Origin of the sequence: Mucilaginibacter sp., from assembly GCF_041663085.1 — a bacterium.
In the GTDB taxonomy this organism is placed as follows: domain Bacteria; phylum Bacteroidota; class Bacteroidia; order Sphingobacteriales; family Sphingobacteriaceae; genus Mucilaginibacter.
In genome coordinates, this window is record NZ_JBAZRC010000020.1 from 23292 (window position 1) to 40328 (window position 17037).

At 44.8% G+C, this 17037-nt stretch carries 16 protein-coding genes and 1 pseudogene; 15 read left to right on the forward strand and 2 right to left on the reverse strand.

The window, feature by feature from the left end; all coding sequences use genetic code 11:
* Positions 1 to 53: 53 nt before the first annotated feature.
* From WC615_RS06695 to WC615_RS06760, 14 genes are all read left to right on the forward strand, one after another.
* Positions 54 to 1277: an MBOAT family protein gene (locus tag WC615_RS06695; protein ID WP_372977344.1), complete on the forward strand. Its 1224-nt coding sequence runs from the start codon at positions 54 to 56 to the stop codon at positions 1275 to 1277.
* Entirely contained in the window at positions 1277 to 2389 is a 1113-nt protein-coding gene (locus WC615_RS06700) for a hypothetical protein (RefSeq protein ID WP_372977345.1), read from the forward strand. Before WC615_RS06695 ends, WC615_RS06700 begins: the two co-directional genes overlap by 1 nt.
* Positions 2390 to 2450: 61 nt before the next feature.
* Positions 2451 to 3674, forward strand: coding sequence for a glycosyltransferase family 4 protein (locus tag WC615_RS06705; protein ID WP_372977346.1), 1224 nt, complete (start codon positions 2451 to 2453; stop codon positions 3672 to 3674).
* Entirely contained in the window at positions 3671 to 4591 is a 921-nt protein-coding gene (locus tag WC615_RS06710) for a glycosyltransferase (RefSeq protein WP_372977347.1), read from the forward strand. Before WC615_RS06705 ends, WC615_RS06710 begins: the two co-directional genes overlap by 4 nt.
* A complete protein-coding gene (locus WC615_RS06715; RefSeq protein WP_372977348.1) occupies positions 4588 to 5541 on the forward strand; it encodes a hypothetical protein in 954 nt (317 codons plus the stop codon). The genes WC615_RS06710 and WC615_RS06715 overlap by 4 nt, the downstream gene beginning before the upstream one ends.
* A complete protein-coding gene (locus WC615_RS06720; protein ID WP_372977349.1) occupies positions 5516 to 6448 on the forward strand; it encodes a hypothetical protein in 933 nt (310 codons plus the stop codon). The genes WC615_RS06715 and WC615_RS06720 overlap by 26 nt, the downstream gene beginning before the upstream one ends.
* Positions 6427 to 7389 carry a glycosyltransferase family 2 protein gene (locus WC615_RS06725; RefSeq protein WP_372977350.1) on the forward strand — a complete coding sequence of 321 codons (963 nt, stop codon included), beginning with the start codon at positions 6427 to 6429 and terminating at the stop codon, positions 7387 to 7389. The genes WC615_RS06720 and WC615_RS06725 overlap by 22 nt, the downstream gene beginning before the upstream one ends.
* The gene (locus tag WC615_RS06730) at positions 7389 to 8381 is read left to right on the forward strand and encodes a glycosyltransferase family 2 protein (RefSeq protein WP_372977351.1); all 993 of its coding nucleotides are present in this window, start codon (positions 7389 to 7391) and stop codon (positions 8379 to 8381) included. Before WC615_RS06725 ends, WC615_RS06730 begins: the two co-directional genes overlap by 1 nt.
* Before the next feature lies 1 nt (position 8382).
* Entirely contained in the window at positions 8383 to 9411 is a 1029-nt protein-coding gene (locus WC615_RS06735) for a glycosyltransferase (protein WP_372977352.1), read from the forward strand.
* Positions 9408 to 10634, forward strand: coding sequence for a hypothetical protein (locus WC615_RS06740; RefSeq protein ID WP_372977353.1), 1227 nt, complete (start codon positions 9408 to 9410; stop codon positions 10632 to 10634). The genes WC615_RS06735 and WC615_RS06740 overlap by 4 nt, the downstream gene beginning before the upstream one ends.
* Positions 10627 to 11910: a hypothetical protein gene (locus WC615_RS06745; protein ID WP_372977354.1), complete on the forward strand. Its 1284-nt coding sequence runs from the start codon at positions 10627 to 10629 to the stop codon at positions 11908 to 11910. The genes WC615_RS06740 and WC615_RS06745 overlap by 8 nt, the downstream gene beginning before the upstream one ends.
* Positions 11897 to 12787, forward strand: coding sequence for an FkbM family methyltransferase (locus WC615_RS06750; protein WP_372977355.1), 891 nt, complete (start codon positions 11897 to 11899; stop codon positions 12785 to 12787). The genes WC615_RS06745 and WC615_RS06750 overlap by 14 nt, the downstream gene beginning before the upstream one ends.
* The gene (locus WC615_RS06755; protein ID WP_372977356.1) at positions 12787 to 13968 is read left to right on the forward strand and encodes a glycosyltransferase family 4 protein; all 1182 of its coding nucleotides are present in this window, start codon (positions 12787 to 12789) and stop codon (positions 13966 to 13968) included. Before WC615_RS06750 ends, WC615_RS06755 begins: the two co-directional genes overlap by 1 nt.
* Positions 13965 to 15371, forward strand: coding sequence for an exosortase Y-associated Wzy-like protein (locus WC615_RS06760; protein WP_372977357.1), 1407 nt, complete (start codon positions 13965 to 13967; stop codon positions 15369 to 15371). Before WC615_RS06755 ends, WC615_RS06760 begins: the two co-directional genes overlap by 4 nt.
* A gap of 198 nt (positions 15372 to 15569) precedes the next feature.
* Here WC615_RS06760 and WC615_RS06765 read toward each other — a convergent pair whose 3' ends face one another.
* Together WC615_RS06765 and WC615_RS06770 are read right to left on the reverse strand one after the other, a co-directional pair.
* Positions 15570 to 15833: a hypothetical protein gene (locus WC615_RS06765; RefSeq protein ID WP_372977358.1), complete on the reverse strand. Its 264-nt coding sequence runs from the start codon at positions 15831 to 15833 to the stop codon at positions 15570 to 15572.
* Positions 15834 to 15925: 92 nt separating this feature from the next.
* Positions 15926 to 16363, reverse strand: a complete 438-nt coding sequence (locus WC615_RS06770; RefSeq protein ID WP_372977359.1) for an Hsp20/alpha crystallin family protein — start codon at positions 16361 to 16363, stop codon at positions 15926 to 15928.
* A 292-nt stretch (positions 16364 to 16655) separates the two neighbouring features.
* On the opposite strand from WC615_RS06770, the pseudogene WC615_RS06775 reads away from it, so the two are divergent.
* Positions 16656 to 16822 (forward strand): annotated as a pseudogene (locus WC615_RS06775) (helix-turn-helix domain-containing protein); the annotation flags it as partial.
* Positions 16823 to 17037 lie beyond the last annotated feature (215 nt).

A 17037-nucleotide genomic window follows, 5' to 3' on the forward strand; every position in this document is an offset into this window, starting at 1 on the left:
TTTACATGTATTTCAAACCGGTATACATTCTGATTATACTTTTTACCATTGTCGTGGATTATTTTGCGGCTATCCTGATAGCGTCAAAGAAGGGGAAAATTCGTACTTTTTACCTTGTTTTAAGTCTTGTTGCTAATATCGGCGTTTTGGCTTTTTTCAAATATTTTCACTTTTTAACCGATAACCTCAACCTTGTTTCCCAGGCGTTGAATGGTCCGCATTTTCCATTCCTATCCTTTATACTACCCATCGGCTTATCATTTCACACGTTCCAGGCCATGAGTTATACGATTGAAGTGTACCGGGGCAATCAGCAGGCGGAAAAGCATTTCGGGTTTTACGCTCTTTACGTAATGTTTTATCCGCAGATGGTGGCCGGCCCGATAGAACGCCCGCAGCATATCCTGCCGCAGCTTCGCAGGGTGAACCGTTTTCAAAACAAAAACCTGATAACCGGCCTCTTTTTTATCACGATAGGGCTTTTTAAAAAAGTCGTTATCGCAGACAGGCTTGGTCTTTATACAGATCCTGTTTTCAACGACCCGCACAGCTATTCAGCACTGGAATTGTTGTTAGCTACCTATTTCTTCGCATTCCAGATCTATTGCGATTTTAGCGGTTATTCAGATATCGCTATCGGCACCGCCCTGGTCCTGGGTATTGAGTTAATGCAGAATTTTAACTTCCCCTACCTCGCCCTTAATGTCGGTGATTTTTGGAAGCGCTGGCATATTTCTCTTTCAACCTGGTTCCGTGATTATCTTTATATCCCATTAGGGGGCAGCAGGATAAGCTTCCCGGTAACCTGCATCAACCTCCTGGTCGTATTCATGGTGAGTGGCCTTTGGCACGGTGCCAACTGGAAATATCTTGCCTGGGGTGCAATTCATGGCTTTTTACTGATTATTTACCAGTTATTGCGAAAGTTTAATCTTCGTTTCAGCGGACTCGTTTTTTTTCGATGGCTGATCACTTTTAATTTGGTCTGCCTTGCCTGGGTGTTTTTCAGGGCTCGGACAATAAGCGAAGCCTGGTACATTTTACATAAAATATTTCGTGGTGGGCATTTCACCTATTCTGCGGGTAGGTTGATGTCGGTGCAGGAACTGCAGTATTGTGGATGGATTATTGTTGCCCTGTTGCTGGGTGAAAAATATGTTCGGAATGTCAAAGACAGTACAAATCGTAAAAAAGTATTCGTGATAGGCGGTTTAATGCTGGCCTGTTACTTTTTAGGAGTATTTAATGAAGCCCAGTTTATTTATTTTCAATTTTGATGCGTAAAGGGTTTGGTTTACTGATCTTGTTGCTCACTGTTGTGTTACTCCTTAGCGCGATGAACCAGTCGTTCATCAACAAATTAAAGTTTGAAAAATATTTTGACGCCCTGGACCCGCAAGTGATTCATGAAAATGCCTTGTTCAAGGCCGTATTTGTTCACTCGGACAAATGGCGCTATGGAGACCTTTACGGTCTTAGTTACCTGCATCAATACAAATTTAAGCTTGAACCATTCAAAAGTTATCTCCGCAAACCCGGCAGTCGTAAAACCGGTAAGATATTATATATCGTAGGAGACAGCTTTTTAGCGGACAAAACCCTTTCCGGAGCCTTTGATCAATTTGATAATGTCATTTTTTTTGATCGCCGTTTTGATTTCGGGCCGGTCAAACCTGATCCTGCCAAACAAAATTACCTGGTAATGGAGTTTGCTGAACGTAACCTGGTCGACTACGATATAGACAGTACTTTCGAAGTGCTCGCGACAAATCACCAGGTTAAAAATGGGCGCAACAGCGGTAATACCCCAAAAAAGGCTGGCACCGAACTCTTGCAGCAATCTGTTTGGAAACGGCTGAACAATATCATTTTCAATCCGGAACTAAGCCGTAACCTTGAACTTATGCTTTTTGATAACACCTTCGTGTCACGATTCAAAGAGTTTAAGGCGTCAATCAATTACCACCTTTTTGACCGGGTGGCAAACGAAGTGTCGGTTAGTACGGACAAAAAAAGACTTTTTTTTAACATTACGGTTGACACCGCGAGACGACAGTCATCGTTTAAACCGCAAAGTGAGCAGGCTATAGATTCCATTTGCCATAATTTGCAAACGGCTAAACTTTACTACCAGTCTATAGGTTTTAAAAAAGTTTTCCTTTCGGTGATCCCAAACCCTGTTTCCATTTATGATGCTGAACAGATGCCTTATAATCATTTACTGGAGAGGGTAGAGAAAAAAACAGATCTGTCGGTTATATCTATATATCATAATTTTAAAACCGAGAAACGGAACTTGTTTTACCGCAGCGATTCGCACTGGAACCCACTCGGACTGGATATTTGGGTTCATGAAATGAACAGAATGTTTACCGAAAAGCTGAAATGACTTTTTTTCGCCAAAATCAACGAAACATGCCCTCCGCATTTTATAAAAAAAGTTTTAAATCATGACCGTTGGCCTGGTAACCCCGTATTTTCCTGATAAGCAAACCCTGGATAGCGGTATCGCCAACCACTATTTCCTTCTTGCGCAAAGTTTGGCTGCCGAGGGACATAAGGTTGTTATATTACATGTAAGGCCGTGTTATGAAACAGACACCGATGCCGTGAGTGAGCAATTACTTCAGGACAATATTCATTTACTCACTTATAGGGTCACAGCTCCCGCTATCGTCAACAAGTTTTTTCAACGTCAGTGGGCTATTATTGATTTTACCTTAAAGATAAAAAGCATGCGCGTCACAACGCATGTATTAAATAACATCATACGCCGTTACAGGATTGATATCATTGAAACGACAAGCTATTTTTCATTGTGTTTTTTTTTGTTTTACAAAAAAATCGATGCCCCGGTAGCCGTCAGGGTCAGCACTACCTTTTCGCAGATATTAAATGATCATTATCCTTTTAGGTCAAGGGCACTCGATATAATTGGCAAAATGGAGATCGCTTTTATTAAACGATGTAAATATCTATTTACTCATGCCCATAGCCATGCCCTTGAACTGGAACGCCTCTATAAAATCGCCCATGAAAGGTTTGAGATCGTCCCGCATGGCATCGCAATACCGGATATTGACAGTGATACCAGGATGACAACCTCCGGGCCGGTCGTGAAAGTTTTGTATGCCGGAAGATACGAATACCGAAAAGGCACCGATGTGCTGCTGAAGGCAATCCCGCTCGTATTACAGCAATTTCAGGAGGTTTTATTTGAACTTATTGGCAACGACGACGGTAATGCCTACCGGGAAAAATATATGGCGAATAATGCTGAGCTCACTTTGGGAAAAATCATTTTTAGTGGACGGGTCGATGAGAGCAGCCTTGCGCAAGCATATTTTTCCTGCGATATCTTTGTCGCGCCGTCCAGGTATGAGTCTTTCGGTTTGATTTTTATTGAAGCTATGAGCTATGGAAAACCTGTCATTGGATGCAATGTCGGCGGCGTATCAGAAATAATTTCAGCCGGTTATAACGGCCTTTTTGCGGAGACCGGCAATGCAAAAAGTCTTGCAGATCAAATTGTCCGGTTGATCAAAGACAAATCTTTGCGTGAACAGTTAGGTCGGAACGCCCGCAGAACCGTTGAGGAAAGATTCACCGGCCGCCATTTGGCAGCCAATTCTCTAGCCTATTATCATAAGGTCATAAACGATTTTAAGTGTTGAAACTTTCGGTCATTATTCCCACTTACAACCCTTGCATCAGCAGGCTCAGGCAAACAGTCCAGGGCTTGCAGCTCCAGTCATTACCACCTGATGAGTGGGAACTGATCATTGTTGACAATAATTCGTCTAACGATTTTATGCGACAACTCGAATTAGACTGGCATCCTTCGGCTAAAATTGTTTGTGAACCTAAGCAGGGGCTGACCTACGCCCGGCTCAAAGGTTTCCGGGAAGCAGCAGCGGGTATCATTGTCATGGTTGATGATGATAATGTTTTGAACAGTAATTACCTTGAAACTGTTTTGTCCATCTTACATGCACACCCTAAGATTGCGGCTATTGGCGGAAAAACGGTCCCGGTGTTTGAAACGCCTCCTCCGGCCTGGTTGTACGAATTTTATGGAAGCCTCGCCTTGCGTGACCTGGGCGGCGTCCCCGTTATATCGAGGTGGCAAAATATATATCCGTATGGTGCACCTATCGGTGCAGGAATGGGCCTTAGGCGCAAGGCGATGGCATCTTATATGCAAAAAATAGCGAGCGGGCGCGGAAGTGTTAGCGACCGCCGTGGGGACTCGTTAAGTTCAGGCGGGGATAACGATATGGTCATAGAAATCCTTAAAAGTGGCTGGCAGGTTGGTTACTTTCCGGAACTTGAATTACAGCATATCATCCCGCCCCAGCGCATGACTGTAAAATACCTTGCGCGACTGCTTCATAATACCAACAGATCGTGGGTCGGGTTACTGGAAGCCCATCGTATAAATCCATGGTCACGGATAACCAAAACCGGGGCGTTAATTCGAAAAGCGAAAGCCTGGGTTACTTACAGCGCATGGAAAAGCGCCCCCGGCTATATTAGGTGGCGTGGAGCATGCGGGACATTTGACGGCTTGTCATCGATGCCCCGAAAATGAAAAATATACAACTGGTCATCAATTTTCTTTATCGTAACCCACGATCGCAATTGCGGATGTACAAGCGCTTTGGGGGGTATTTTAATTACCGGAGAATGATGAACGGGCGAAGAAAAATGGAAGAGCGTTCGACTGAACTCTTACCGGTGGCCTCACATCCGAAGGGGTTACCGGTTTATTTTTTGACAGGGAAAAAGTACTTGTACCAAACGCTGTACTGCATCCAGTCACTGGCAAGATCATCCTCAACCCAATTCAGATTTACATTAGTGGATGATGGCAGTTTTGATGAACTATTGATCAGCAGAATAAAAAGGCAGCTTCCCGGCGCCCGGGTGATTACTGCGGAAATGATTGCCACAAACTTGAAAAACGCTTTTTTCGAGTCGGAGTTCCCGTGCCTGTTTAATAAGAGGTCGGTTTATCCGCATATCAAGAAATTAACCGACGTCCATACGATCCCGGGGGATGACTGGAAACTTGTCCTGGATTCAGATATGCTTTTCTGGCAGGAGCCGGGCCAAATAATCAGTTGGCTGAAACATCCGCAGGCCCCGCTGCACATGATTGATTGTGCGGAAGCCTATGGTTATTCCAGGGAATCAATGGAGCAATTAGCAGGCTCGCCTGTAAAACCTCTTTTGAATGTCGGCGCCATCGGTTTGAAAAGTGAATCTGTCGACTGGAAAAAACTGGAAAGCTGGATCGCGTTATTGGAAGAATCGGAAGGCACTTCTTACTACTTGGAACAGGCTTTATCAGCCATGCTGATCGGCGATGCCGATAGTGTTAGTTTAAAAGCTTTCGATTATATTGTTAATCCCGGAAAGGAGCAGATCAAACTCAGGACAGGTATACTCCACCATTACGTCGACCTGTCGAAAGAGGGTTATTTTAAATACGCCTGGAAAAATTTTTATCATCGTGACGATCGGACAAATAGCTTATAGTATTTTATATAAACCAACTTTATCGTTCCGTTACCATGTGAACCATTTCGGACTTTTCGGATGGCTGGCTATGAGGACGGGCGAAAATCAAATGAAAAAAGCGGTCCGGCAGCTGCCGCCAATTGAGTTCTCGAAAGATAAGGTGTTAGAAGTTTGTTACTTAACGGGTGAAAAATACTGGCATCAAACAATCTTTTGCGCCTATACACTTGCCCGTTCTTTAAATGGCCGGGTAGGTATTAAACTTTATTCGGATGGAACGCTGACTGACGATCATATTCGAATGATCAGGAAAGTTCTGCCCGGAGTGGAATCAATCCCAGAAATGCAGGTCATAAGCTACCTGGATGCTATTTTGCCGGAGAAGAAATATCCGACATTAAGATATTTACGGAACTGGCACCCATTTTTTCGCAGATTGACAGATATCCACACCTCTCCGTCATGGACGATGCATTTGGATAGCGACATGATTTTTTTTGATAAACCCGGCCAGGTACTCGCGGCCTATGAAAAAAAAAGCAGCATTTATATGAAAGAGCGGTTGGCAAACTCTTACTTTGTCGATACGGTAGACCATCTCAGGGATAAACATCATATTAACTGTATCAGGAATGTCAACGGTGGTATGATCGCTTACGATAATGATAAAATAGACTATATCGATCTGGAAGAGAAAGCTAACTATTTGTTGCTGAAATATCCAGGGGCAGGTCCGGCACAGATCGAACAGACGCTGATGAGTTATGTCTTATACACGCAAACGGCTGTACCGCTTGACGAGCATAAATACGCGGTTTTTTACGATAAGCTGCCAGCATTAAACGATCTGCAAATTGTAAGGCATTATATTTTTAAAGCAAAGTTTCCTTACCTCACAAACGAATGGAAGAAAGTTATCCGCTAGTTTCTATTTGCATGCCTGCTTTTAATGCCGGTAAGTATATTCAGGAAGCGGTACGCTCAATACTCGAACAAACCTATTCCAGTTGGGAACTGATCATCGTAAATGACGGGTCAACGGATGATACCGCTCTCGTCCTTGAAAAATTCGATGATCCGCGCATCCGTATCCATCACCAGAAAAATACCGGGCAATGTGCAGCCGCGAACAGCGCATATGGCCTGTCCAGGGGCAGGTTTATCAAATTTATGGATGCTGACGATATGATCTCCCCGGATTGCTTGTCTGATCAGATGAGGCGTATTGGCAACAGCAATGATATCATTGCCTCCGCGGCCTGGGGCCGTTTTTATCAAAATGATATCAACACTTTTAAATTGAACGAAGACTTGGTCCGAATTGATTGCAGACCAATCGATTGGCTCGTGTCTGCGATGGATGGCAAGCAGGTGATGTTACAGTGCGCGATATGGCTCATCCCGCGCACTGTACTTGAAAAATCGGGGCTGTGGGATGAACGTCTGAGCCTCATCAATGATTTTGAGTTTTTCATCCGCGTGCTGCTTCATGCCGGCGAAATACGGTTCGCAGAAAATGCAATACTCTATTACCGAAGCGGGCTCCAAAATTCTTTATCGTCGTTGAAATCACAAAAAGGCGCCAAATCAGCTTTCGAGTCTATTCAGCTGGGTACTTCTCATATGTTGTCATTCGAATCCAGCGAACGGGTAAGAAAAGTATGTGCAGATTGCTTTCAAAATTTTGTCTACTCTTTTTACCCTTTTCATCAATCGCTGGTACGGTGCGCAGAATCTAAGGTGCGGGAACTCGGCGGCGCCGAAATACCATTTGAATCCGGCGGTTACACAAAATTGCTGACGCGGGTCATGGGCTGGAAAAGTGTTAAGAAATTGAAAATACTGTTATCGGGGGGGGCTAAATAATGGCCCGGTGCCGTGTTTATTTGTTTACTTACAAAAGGAACCAGATGTTTACGCGCGCGGTGCGGAGTTTACTTGGGCAGCACTTTACCGACTGGGTTTGTGAAGTGCACAATGATTGCCCGGGCGACCCGTTCCCGGCCGCGTTTATTGCCTCTTTAGCAGATGACAGGTTCATCATGAATGACCATCGGGAAAACCTGGGCGGTGTGGAAAGTTTTAACCTTGCTTTCGCCGGCTGCAGTGAAGCGTATGCCAGCATGCTGGAAGACGATAACTGGTGGGAGCCGCAATTTTTGAGTGAAATGATTGCAATCATGGACAGCAAGCCTTTGGTAAAAGTCGCTTGGAGCAATATGAGGCTGTGGAAGGAGGGGGAGGACGGCAACTGGACAGACACGAAAACATTTGTCTGGGCGGAGGGCAGATCGCGGCTTTTTCACTGGCCTCAGGCCAGGCAGGCTATGAGCGCGCTGCATTCAACTGGCGCGATGTTGTTCCGCGGACCGCACGCGTCCAATTATCTTGTCCCGCCCATTGTCCTGATCAACGCTGTCGAGTTGATCAGGGAGCGGTCATTTGAGCATCCCATTTACCTGGAAGCCAAACCGCTCGCTAACTTTGCCATTACACTGGCTACGACCCGCAGTCCGGATGCCTATTCCTGGATCGCTAACCAAGTCATGATGCTGGCAAGTTTCATCGCCGCATCACCGGATAAAGATAAAACGACAAAGGAGACACTGGCTTACTACCGGGAACAGCGCCCCATTCCGACGCCGAACTTTTTTCTTGCTAACATTTTCATCCTGAAAGACCGCCGACTTTATAAGCACTTCAACGTAAGCGATTGGCTGCAATCTGGTAAATGGCTGCTTCGGCATGGCCATAAGTTGAATTATATCGGGCGATACCTCGCCTTACAGACTGATACTTACCGCTTTCTTTTAACGCAAACCCGACAGCGTTATCAACAAGCTGAAAAAAATACATGATTTGAAAATAGCCATTATTGTAAATCCCCAGATCCCCGTTCCTCCCGAACAATACGGCGGAATTGAACGCATTGTTTTTATGCTGATCCGGCATTTAAAAAAAAACGGGCATCATGTAGCACTCTTCGCAAACAAAAGTTCGCAACCGGGCTGTACCCTGGTAGGTTATCACGAATCACCGCATTACGGGCTTATGGATATGGCAAGGATCAATCTGCTTACCTGCAAGATACCGCTCCGCGGGTTTGATATTGTTCATACGTTTGGGCGTATGAGCAACATTGCTCTGCTGATGTTCAGCAACATTCCCAAAATCGTTTCCTATCAGTTGCCGCCTACGATTTCACAAGTTAAAAAAGCGGTGAGCATCGCTTATAAAAAATCATTGAGATTTACGGCATGCAGCGATTATATAGCGGGACAGATCAAGACTCTTTCGAATGTAACCACTATTTATAACGGGGTAGACCTTGCTGACTATGAACTAAATAAAGAGGTCGCTTGGGATGCACCCCTTGTTTTTCTGGGACGCATCCAATATGAAAAAGGTACTGCTGTCGCCATACGCGCGGCAATCGAAACCAAACAAAAATTGGTAATAGCGGGCAATATTCCTGATGAGCCGATACATCAGCGGTATTTTAATGAGGAAGTCAAACCTTTTATAGACGGCCGGCAGATAACCTATCTGGGCCCCGTTAATGACGGGGAGAAAAACCAATTGCTTCGTCATTCAAAAGCGTTGCTGATGCCGGTTCAATGGGATGAGCCTTTTGGTATTGTGATGACAGAAGCGCTGGCCTGTGGCACGCCGGTCATAGGATTGAGGCGCGGCGCTGTTCCTGAAATCGTGACCAACGGTATAAATGGTTTCGTTTGTGACACGGATAATGAAATTTATGAGGCCATTCGCAATGTTGGCAGCGTGAACAGGGCAACCTGCAGGCACGTTGTTGAACAACGGTTCAGTGCAGCTGTGCTGGGCGCGCAATACGAAGCATTATACGAACTGGCCATACAGGACAAATGAAGAACATAACCTTTTTAACGACCGGTCAGCCTACCACCAATCCCAGGCTTGTCAAAGAAGCTGAAACATTGCACCAACTTGGCTATCATGTTAAAGTGATCTGCTGCTTTTACCAACAATGGGCACAAAAAAGCGACGAAACTTTAGCAGCCAGGTATCCGGGAATGTATATTTATTGCGGGGGAAGCCCTTTTGTAAAAAGGGCGGCTTATATCAAAACGCGTATCCGCCAAAAGGTCAGCACGTTATTATTCAAGTGCACCAAACGGTTCGGAGTACCTGAAAACGCCATCAGCCGGACCCATACCGAAGCACTGAACATCGCCAAAAGGATCAAGACCGACCTTTATATCGCACATAACCTTGGCGCCTTGCCCGCGGCGGTGATCGCCGCTAAACATACCGGCAGCAAAGTTGGTTATGATGCGGAAGATATGCATTCCGGCCAGTTTACATCTGCCGATGGCGACGCTTACCGGCTCAATAAATACATTGAGACGCATTATTTTGACAAGGTCGATTATTTCACTGCTGCCAGCCCGCTCATTGCAGCCTGCTACCAGCGGGAATATAGTTACCTGCAACCTATAGTGGTCAATAATGTATTTCCCAGAACAGCGCTGGATACGTCACGAAACGATAAACCCGGGGAGGCATTAAAACTATTTTGGTTTTCCCAAACTGTCGGCCCCTACAGAGGACTGGAAGAAGTCATCAAATCGATGTCAGCGGCGAAAGGCCATGTCCAGCTGCACCTGCTGGGCTATTGTGATGATAGCTATAAAAAAGAACTTACGAAGCTGGCCGACGAGCTTGCGCCAGGGAAAGAGCAATTATGGTTCCATCAACCCGTCGCTGCAACTGAGATATTTGAATTCACCAGCCGGTTTGATATTGGTATGGCTACTGAAACCGGTCTAACGCTCAACAGGGATATTTGTCTTACCAATAAGGTTTTCACCTATATACAATGCGGCCTGGCGATGATAGCAAGCGATACACAGGCGCAAACGTTATTTTTGCAAGAATTTCCGTTTGCCGGCCGGCTGTATCACAGAGATGACCCGCAGTCTTTAACCGACTGCATCGATTTCTTCGTGGAGAATGCCGGTGCTTTGCGCCAGGCGCGTTGGCAAAATTACCAGCTGGGCCAAAGGGAATTGAACTGGGAATCTGAGAGCGCTAAATTTATCAATCTTGTTAAAAGGACTGTCGGTGAATAAAAAATTACTGATCATTTCCCCGTACTTTCCTCCGGTAAATGCTGCCGATATGCAGCGCGTGCGGATGAGTTTACCTTATTTTGCCGGATGGGGCTGGGACGCTGAGGTCGTCGTCATCAATCCGAAATTCGCGGATCTCGCAAAAGACGAGCTTTTGATGCAAAGTGTCCCGCCATATATTAAAGTACATCAGGTGAACGCGATGCGGAAAAAACTGACATCAAAGGTTGGTTTAGGCAGTATAGCCATTCGTTCTTTATGGCATTACCGTTCGCAGGTCAACCGCATACTTCACGACCGCCATTTTGACCTGATCTATTTTTCAACCACGCAATTCCCTGTTTGCATACTGGGTGCTTACTGGAAAAAGCGTTTTCGGATCCCTTATGTCATCGACATACAGGACCCCTGGCACTCCGATTATTATATCAATAAACCAAAGAGCGACCGGCCGCCAAAATATCTGTTCGCCTATCACTTAAACAAATTTCTGGAACCGATAGCAGTAAAAAATGCTGCCGGACTGATCAGCGTATCAGCAGGTTATATTGATGAACTCAAGTTCCGCTATAAAGAGATCCAGCATGTTCCTGCAGCGACCATCACCTTCGGTGCTTTTGAACCGGACATGAAAATTGCCCGAGATAATCAGCAACTTTTTACAGGTTTGCTCGATGGTCAATTTAAAAATGTCGTATATATTGGCCGCGGGGGTAAGGATATGCACAGGGCGGTCAGCCCGGTATTCAGCGCTTTCCAAAAAGGTCTAAAAAAAAATAAAGAAGAATTTCAACGAATAAGGTTTCATTTCATCGGGACCAGCTATGCACCCGCAGGTCGTGGTATTAAAACCATTCTTCCACTGGCGCGACAATTCGGGATAGAGGATTACGTTTCAGAAATTACCGACCGCATCAGTTATTATCATACATTGCTTACTTTACAGCAGGCCGATGCACTTTTCATCCCGGGCTCGGATGATCCGCTGTATACTGCCTCAAAGATATTTCCGTACTTAATGACAAAGAAGAATATTTTAGCCATATTTAACCCTGCCAGTTCCGCCATACCTATCCTTCAGGAATACGGTGTCGAACATGTTTACAATTACGATGACATCAGCCTGTCAAACCTGTCTGTGTTTTTTCGCCAATTGATACAAGGTGATTTCCAAGCGGTGACTTTTAATAGTGAGGCCATAAAAAAATTTTCGGCACAGGAAATGGCCCGTGCGCAATGTCAATTGTTTAATACCGTTATTTATGAGCGCTCTTAAAAGAACTATCGGTTTTATATTTGATCATCCTTTGGGAAAAAAACACCCGGTAAGAGCATTATGGCGCTTAGCGTGGTGGCAGCTTCAGGCAAGGTTATATCCAAACAGGTTGCTCATAAAACGTTTTGTTGGTCACGTGAACTTTTATGCTACTAGAGGGCTCACGGGTATTACAGGCAATATTTATACTGGATTACACGAATTTTTTGATATGCTGTTCATGCTTCACTTTTTGAGGGAAGAGGAAACCTTTTTCGACGTTGGTGCAAATGTCGGGTCATACACACTTCTGGCATCCGGTATAACCGGCGCAAAAAGCGTAAGCCTGGAACCAGTAAGGCAAACCTTTGATATTTTAGCCCGCAACATTGAACTTAATGCATTGCACAGTAAGGTTGAACTGCTCAATACCGGTGCCGGAGCGGGACCTGCAACAATCAGGTTTTCTGCAGATGAGGGTTCCGGCAACCACGTGATGACAGATCAGGAAAAGGGTGGCCATTATGTTACCGTACCGGTGATCACGATCGATTCACTTCTTGACAAACATAGACCAGCACTGATCAAAATAGACGTCGAAGGCTTCGAGACCGAAGTATTAAAGGGCATGGCCAGGACACTGGACCTGCCGGAGCTCAAAGTGATCATAATTGAGCTTAACGGCAGCGGAAGCCGGTATGGATTTAAAGATATAGATATTCATAACCTGATGTTGGAAAAGAACTTTGAGGCATACTATTACGACCCTTTTCAAAGGAAACTGGAAAAAGCCCCGTCATATGGTACCCACAATACCATTTATTGCCGCGATCTTGCTTTCATCAGGAAACGGGTCGAACAGGCAGCTGCCATCAAAATTATGGGTGAGCGGATCTAATGGAAAAATTAGCCATCATTGTAAGCCATCCTATACAATATTATGCCCCGTTATTTAAACTTTTACATGAAAGGAATAAAATACATATCAAGGTCTTTTATACCTGGGGGCCAACCGCAATAAAAAAATATGATCCCGGTTTTAACCGACAGGTCGACTGGGACATCCCTCTATTGGAGGGATATCCGTTCGAATGGGTTGAAAACATTGCCGGGGATCCGGGCTCTCATCATTTTAAAGGGATTGTGACCCCCTCGCTCATTTCCCGGGTCGATAAGTGGCGGCCGACATCATTGCTTGTATTTGGCTGGGCCTATGAAAGCCATTTGAAGTGCCTGCGTTATTACAAAGGGAAGTTGCCGGTATATTTTAGAGGCGATTCGACGCTGATCGATCAAAAAAACAATTTTCGAAGATTGTTTAGAGCGGTGTTTTTAACCTGGTTATACCGATATGTAGACCATGTCTTTTTTGTGGGTGCTAACAACCGGGCATATTTTAAAAAATATGGTTTGAAAGAAGATCAGTTAAGTTTTGCGCCACACGCGGTCGAAAATGAACGATTTGGCCGGGATCATTCTGAAGAAGTGCTGATCTTGAAAAATCAGCTGGGAATATTGCCCGCTGATCTGGTAATTTTATTTGCAGCCAAGTTGGAAGAAAAAAAAGACCCTTTGTTACTTATGAATGCCTTCCTGCAACTGAACCAGTCGGGCATACACCTCATATTCGCGGGCAGCGGTCCTCTAGAATCAATATTGAAAAAAATGGCCAGCGGAAATAAGTCCGTACATTTTATAGGTTTTCAAAATCAGAAAATGATGCCGGTGCTTTACCAGGCTTGTGATTTATTTTGCCTTCCGTCCAGGGGGCCGGGAGAGACCTGGGGGCTGGCTGTTAATGAAGCAATGGCTTCAGGGAGGGCGGTTTTAGCGTCCGATAAAGTTGGATCCGCAGACGATCTCGTAACCGATAAAAACGGTAAGATATTCAAAAACGGAAATTTGGAAGAGTTAAAAGACGCTTTAAAAGATCTGCTTGGCAGCAAAGCCAGGCTTCAACAGCTTGGACAAGGTTCTGCACAAATCATCGCCAATTACAGCCTGAGGGCAGTCGCAGTTGCTATAGAAAGTCAGCTTATGAAAGACGCGGTCCACCCCAATAACGATTCATTGTCATGAGTACAAAAGTTAATGTTAAGCGTTTTTTGGCGCTATACTTACCCTGGGGACTGGCAACGCTCCTGCAGTCCGATCCTGTTTTATCGTATTTTATTGCCTGGGCGGGTTCTTTTTTTATATTTTTTATCACCCTGTCCGGCTGGATAGTTCCCCTCCCTACAGATCTTTCTCTTGGTGGACAATTGATGCGGCCGATCTTTCTTGTGCACATTATATTTGCAGGTTACACCTGTTGCACTTCCATATTTTATTTTTTTGACTTATTAGGTTATCAGCAATTCTCCAGAATCAATGACTATTATTTGCCTAACGCCGAAAATCTGCGGATCACTTCGGAATGCCAGCGTTATTATTGCCTCGGACATGCAGCTTTGGCTAGTGGCATACTCTGTTTTATGAAGTACCCGGTTAAACATAAATATATTTTAAGATCAGAGGATATTAGTAACCTGCTTTTTTACTTTGCGATCATCGCGTTGCCTGTTTCTGTTTTGTTTTTGAAAATACCCGGCCTGGCACAATTTGCAAACCAGTTCAGTTCTCTCAGTTTTATCGCCGGTACCCTTGCACTTGCTTTTGCGATACCGAAAAGAAAGGTAATCAATACCATTATCTGCCTGATTTTGTTTTTTTCGAATTTTTATTCTGCTTTGACATCAGGTTTCAAGGAACCGATCATTCTCAGCGTATTAATACTGGGTGTCTTTCTCTACCCTAACTATAAAAAAATAGTTTTAGCAACATTTATTCCGGCCTTGTTAGCTTTATTTATCCTTTTACCAACATTTGCAAACGTCATCAGGGCTAACTCATGGACAGGAGATACATCAGCGGATGAGGCTACCCAACTCGCACTTGACGCAGCGATAAAAGGCGATGAGCAGACCAATGATACCAACTGGTCATTTTTTGCCTACCGCTTGAGTGAGATGGACATGTTTACAAAATTTGTCGCAACGACGCCCTCAAAAAACGATTACTATCATGAAGTCCTCTTAAAGCAATCCTTATGGGCGGTGATACCACGTCTATTCTGGTCCGGCAAACCGAATACTGAAGATCTGGTCATGCAACGTGTTTACGACGCGGAAGTCGTGTCACCTTACGCCAAAGTATCCGCTAAACCGGCGTTTATCGTAGATGCCTACCTGTCCTTTGGCGGGGCAGGGGTATGGCTCTTTATGTTTATCTATGGTGCTGCAGCGCAGTTGATCTCTTTGAAAGCCGAGCAACTTTTCGGCGGTTATTTATTAGGTACCGCCCTTATTTTTACCGGGCTTTTCCAATCATTCTGGCGCGGGCTGAGCCTGGAATTCTTCATCAATACTATTTTCTGGAGTTACGTCAGTATGTTGATCATTCACAGGATATTTATTTCAAAAAAGATACTTGAGGCTGATTAAAACTTCCCGGTCACATTCCCCGCCCGGCTCAATCAACCCGCGAACGCTTCCCTGATAGAAGTTTGCAAGCCAAGGTGTTTGCTGGATAAATATTTGCTTAACTCGGTATGCCTGGACAACACGATCAGCTGGACGCCGAAGGCGCAGGTCTTCTTGGCCTTGTTCCGCAACCACCATCCGTTTCCCTGGCTTCCTGAGTCAGTCCATTTCTTCCAGGTTTTTCAAGCGGAAGATCTCCCGGGCGATGAGTTTGCTGTTCAACCCAAGTTCTTCCAGCGAACAGCAAATGGTTCTGATCTTTACGGGGAGTCCGTTCACGGTTTCCATGAGATCGATATGCAGCAATGCGCTGTCTTTTAAAGTTATATCGCCCTTCAATTGCGCGAATAAGCCATAGGCGGCCTCACGGTCATTGCCGAAGAAATATTGGCCGTAATCAGCAAACCCCTTTGATGTTTTCAAGCTCAGTAAAATATAAAACTGCGTTTCCATGCTTCTCTAAATAACAAGCGCCCCTGCAAGCAGGGGCGCTTTAAATAAAAAAATATATAGCCTTATTTAATTTCGATCTGGCGGCGTATCATTTTCGCTTCCTCGCGTTTAGCGATATCGATACGTAAAATGCCGTCAGTATAAGTAGCGTCAATCTTGGTGTCATCGGCGCTTTCAGGCAAAGTGAACGAACGTACAAAAGAATTGTAGCTGTATTCACGTTTACTGTAATTTTTTTGGTTGTCCTGGTGGTCCGAGGATTGTTCTACGGAAATGGTCAGCTGGTTACGTTCCAGGTTCAGCTTGAAATCTTCTTTTTTCAGGCCCGGTGCGGCCAGCTCCACATGGTAGTTGTTTTCGCTTTCACTGATGTTCACCGCAGGTACACGGGTGACCATGCGGTCGCTGAAGAATGTGTCGTTAAAAATAGAATCAAAAACATCATTAAAGCCTGGCATTAATGTGTTGTTACGTTGGTTGTTGAATTTAACTAAGGTCATGGCCTTTTACTTTTTTAATAAATGAACAATTGATTAATTAAACTATCAAATACTTAACAAGCGCTGTGCCAGCCGTTTTTCGCTGAAAAAATTGCAGATTTCAACTGAAAATTTTTCAGCGGCCTTGTCAATTTTTCAGCCGCCGCAAGGGGGTGTAGTTCTCACTGCTGATATATGGCAATAAAAATGAGGTGCCTTTCCCTACTACGGTTTCCAGCCAGATGCGTAGATGGTTGGATTCACCTCTTTCCCGACGAAGTACAACATCCGCAAATCATGTAATAAGCATATTATCCACGAAAAGCGGATTGAAGAGGCTAAGGAAAAGTTATCGACCACTGGGCTGTCTGTTAGGGAGATCGCTTATAGTTAGGGTTTGAGCATTCCCAGTCTTTCAGTAAGTTATTCAAGCGCAAAACGAAACGTTCGCCGCTGGAATTCAGGGCTTCATTTAATTGACCGACAAAGTGTAATTAGTGCAAACTCTTCAACTACCTGAACTTTTTTCAGGCCGGGGTCTCCGACCTTTGTGTTATGGAAAATATGAAGAACATCGAAGAAACCATTCTCACTTACACGAGTGCGTGGAATGAGACCGAACGGGAGGTCGTGCTGGAGAAGATCAGCAAATGCTGGGCACCGGATGGCACTTACACTGACCGCTTAACCGATAC

Coding starts and splice junctions, on each gene's coding strand:
- WC615_RS06700 (WP_372977345.1), top strand. CDS start 1,277: ATGCGTAAAGGGTTTGGTTTACTGATCTTGTTGCTCACTGTTGTGTTA.
- WC615_RS06705 (WP_372977346.1), top strand. CDS start 2,451: ATGACCGTTGGCCTGGTAACCCCGTATTTTCCTGATAAGCAAACCCTG.
- WC615_RS06715 (WP_372977348.1), top strand. CDS start 4,588: ATGAAAAATATACAACTGGTCATCAATTTTCTTTATCGTAACCCACGA.
- WC615_RS06725 (WP_372977350.1), top strand. CDS start 6,427: ATGGAAGAAAGTTATCCGCTAGTTTCTATTTGCATGCCTGCTTTTAAT.
- WC615_RS06730 (WP_372977351.1), top strand. CDS start 7,389: ATGGCCCGGTGCCGTGTTTATTTGTTTACTTACAAAAGGAACCAGATG.
- WC615_RS06740 (WP_372977353.1), top strand. CDS start 9,408: ATGAAGAACATAACCTTTTTAACGACCGGTCAGCCTACCACCAATCCC.
- WC615_RS06750 (WP_372977355.1), top strand. CDS start 11,897: ATGAGCGCTCTTAAAAGAACTATCGGTTTTATATTTGATCATCCTTTG.
- WC615_RS06755 (WP_372977356.1), top strand. CDS start 12,787: ATGGAAAAATTAGCCATCATTGTAAGCCATCCTATACAATATTATGCC.
- WC615_RS06760 (WP_372977357.1), top strand. CDS start 13,965: ATGAGTACAAAAGTTAATGTTAAGCGTTTTTTGGCGCTATACTTACCC.
- WC615_RS06770 (WP_372977359.1), bottom strand. CDS start 16,363: ATGACCTTAGTTAAATTCAACAACCAACGTAACAACACATTAATGCCA.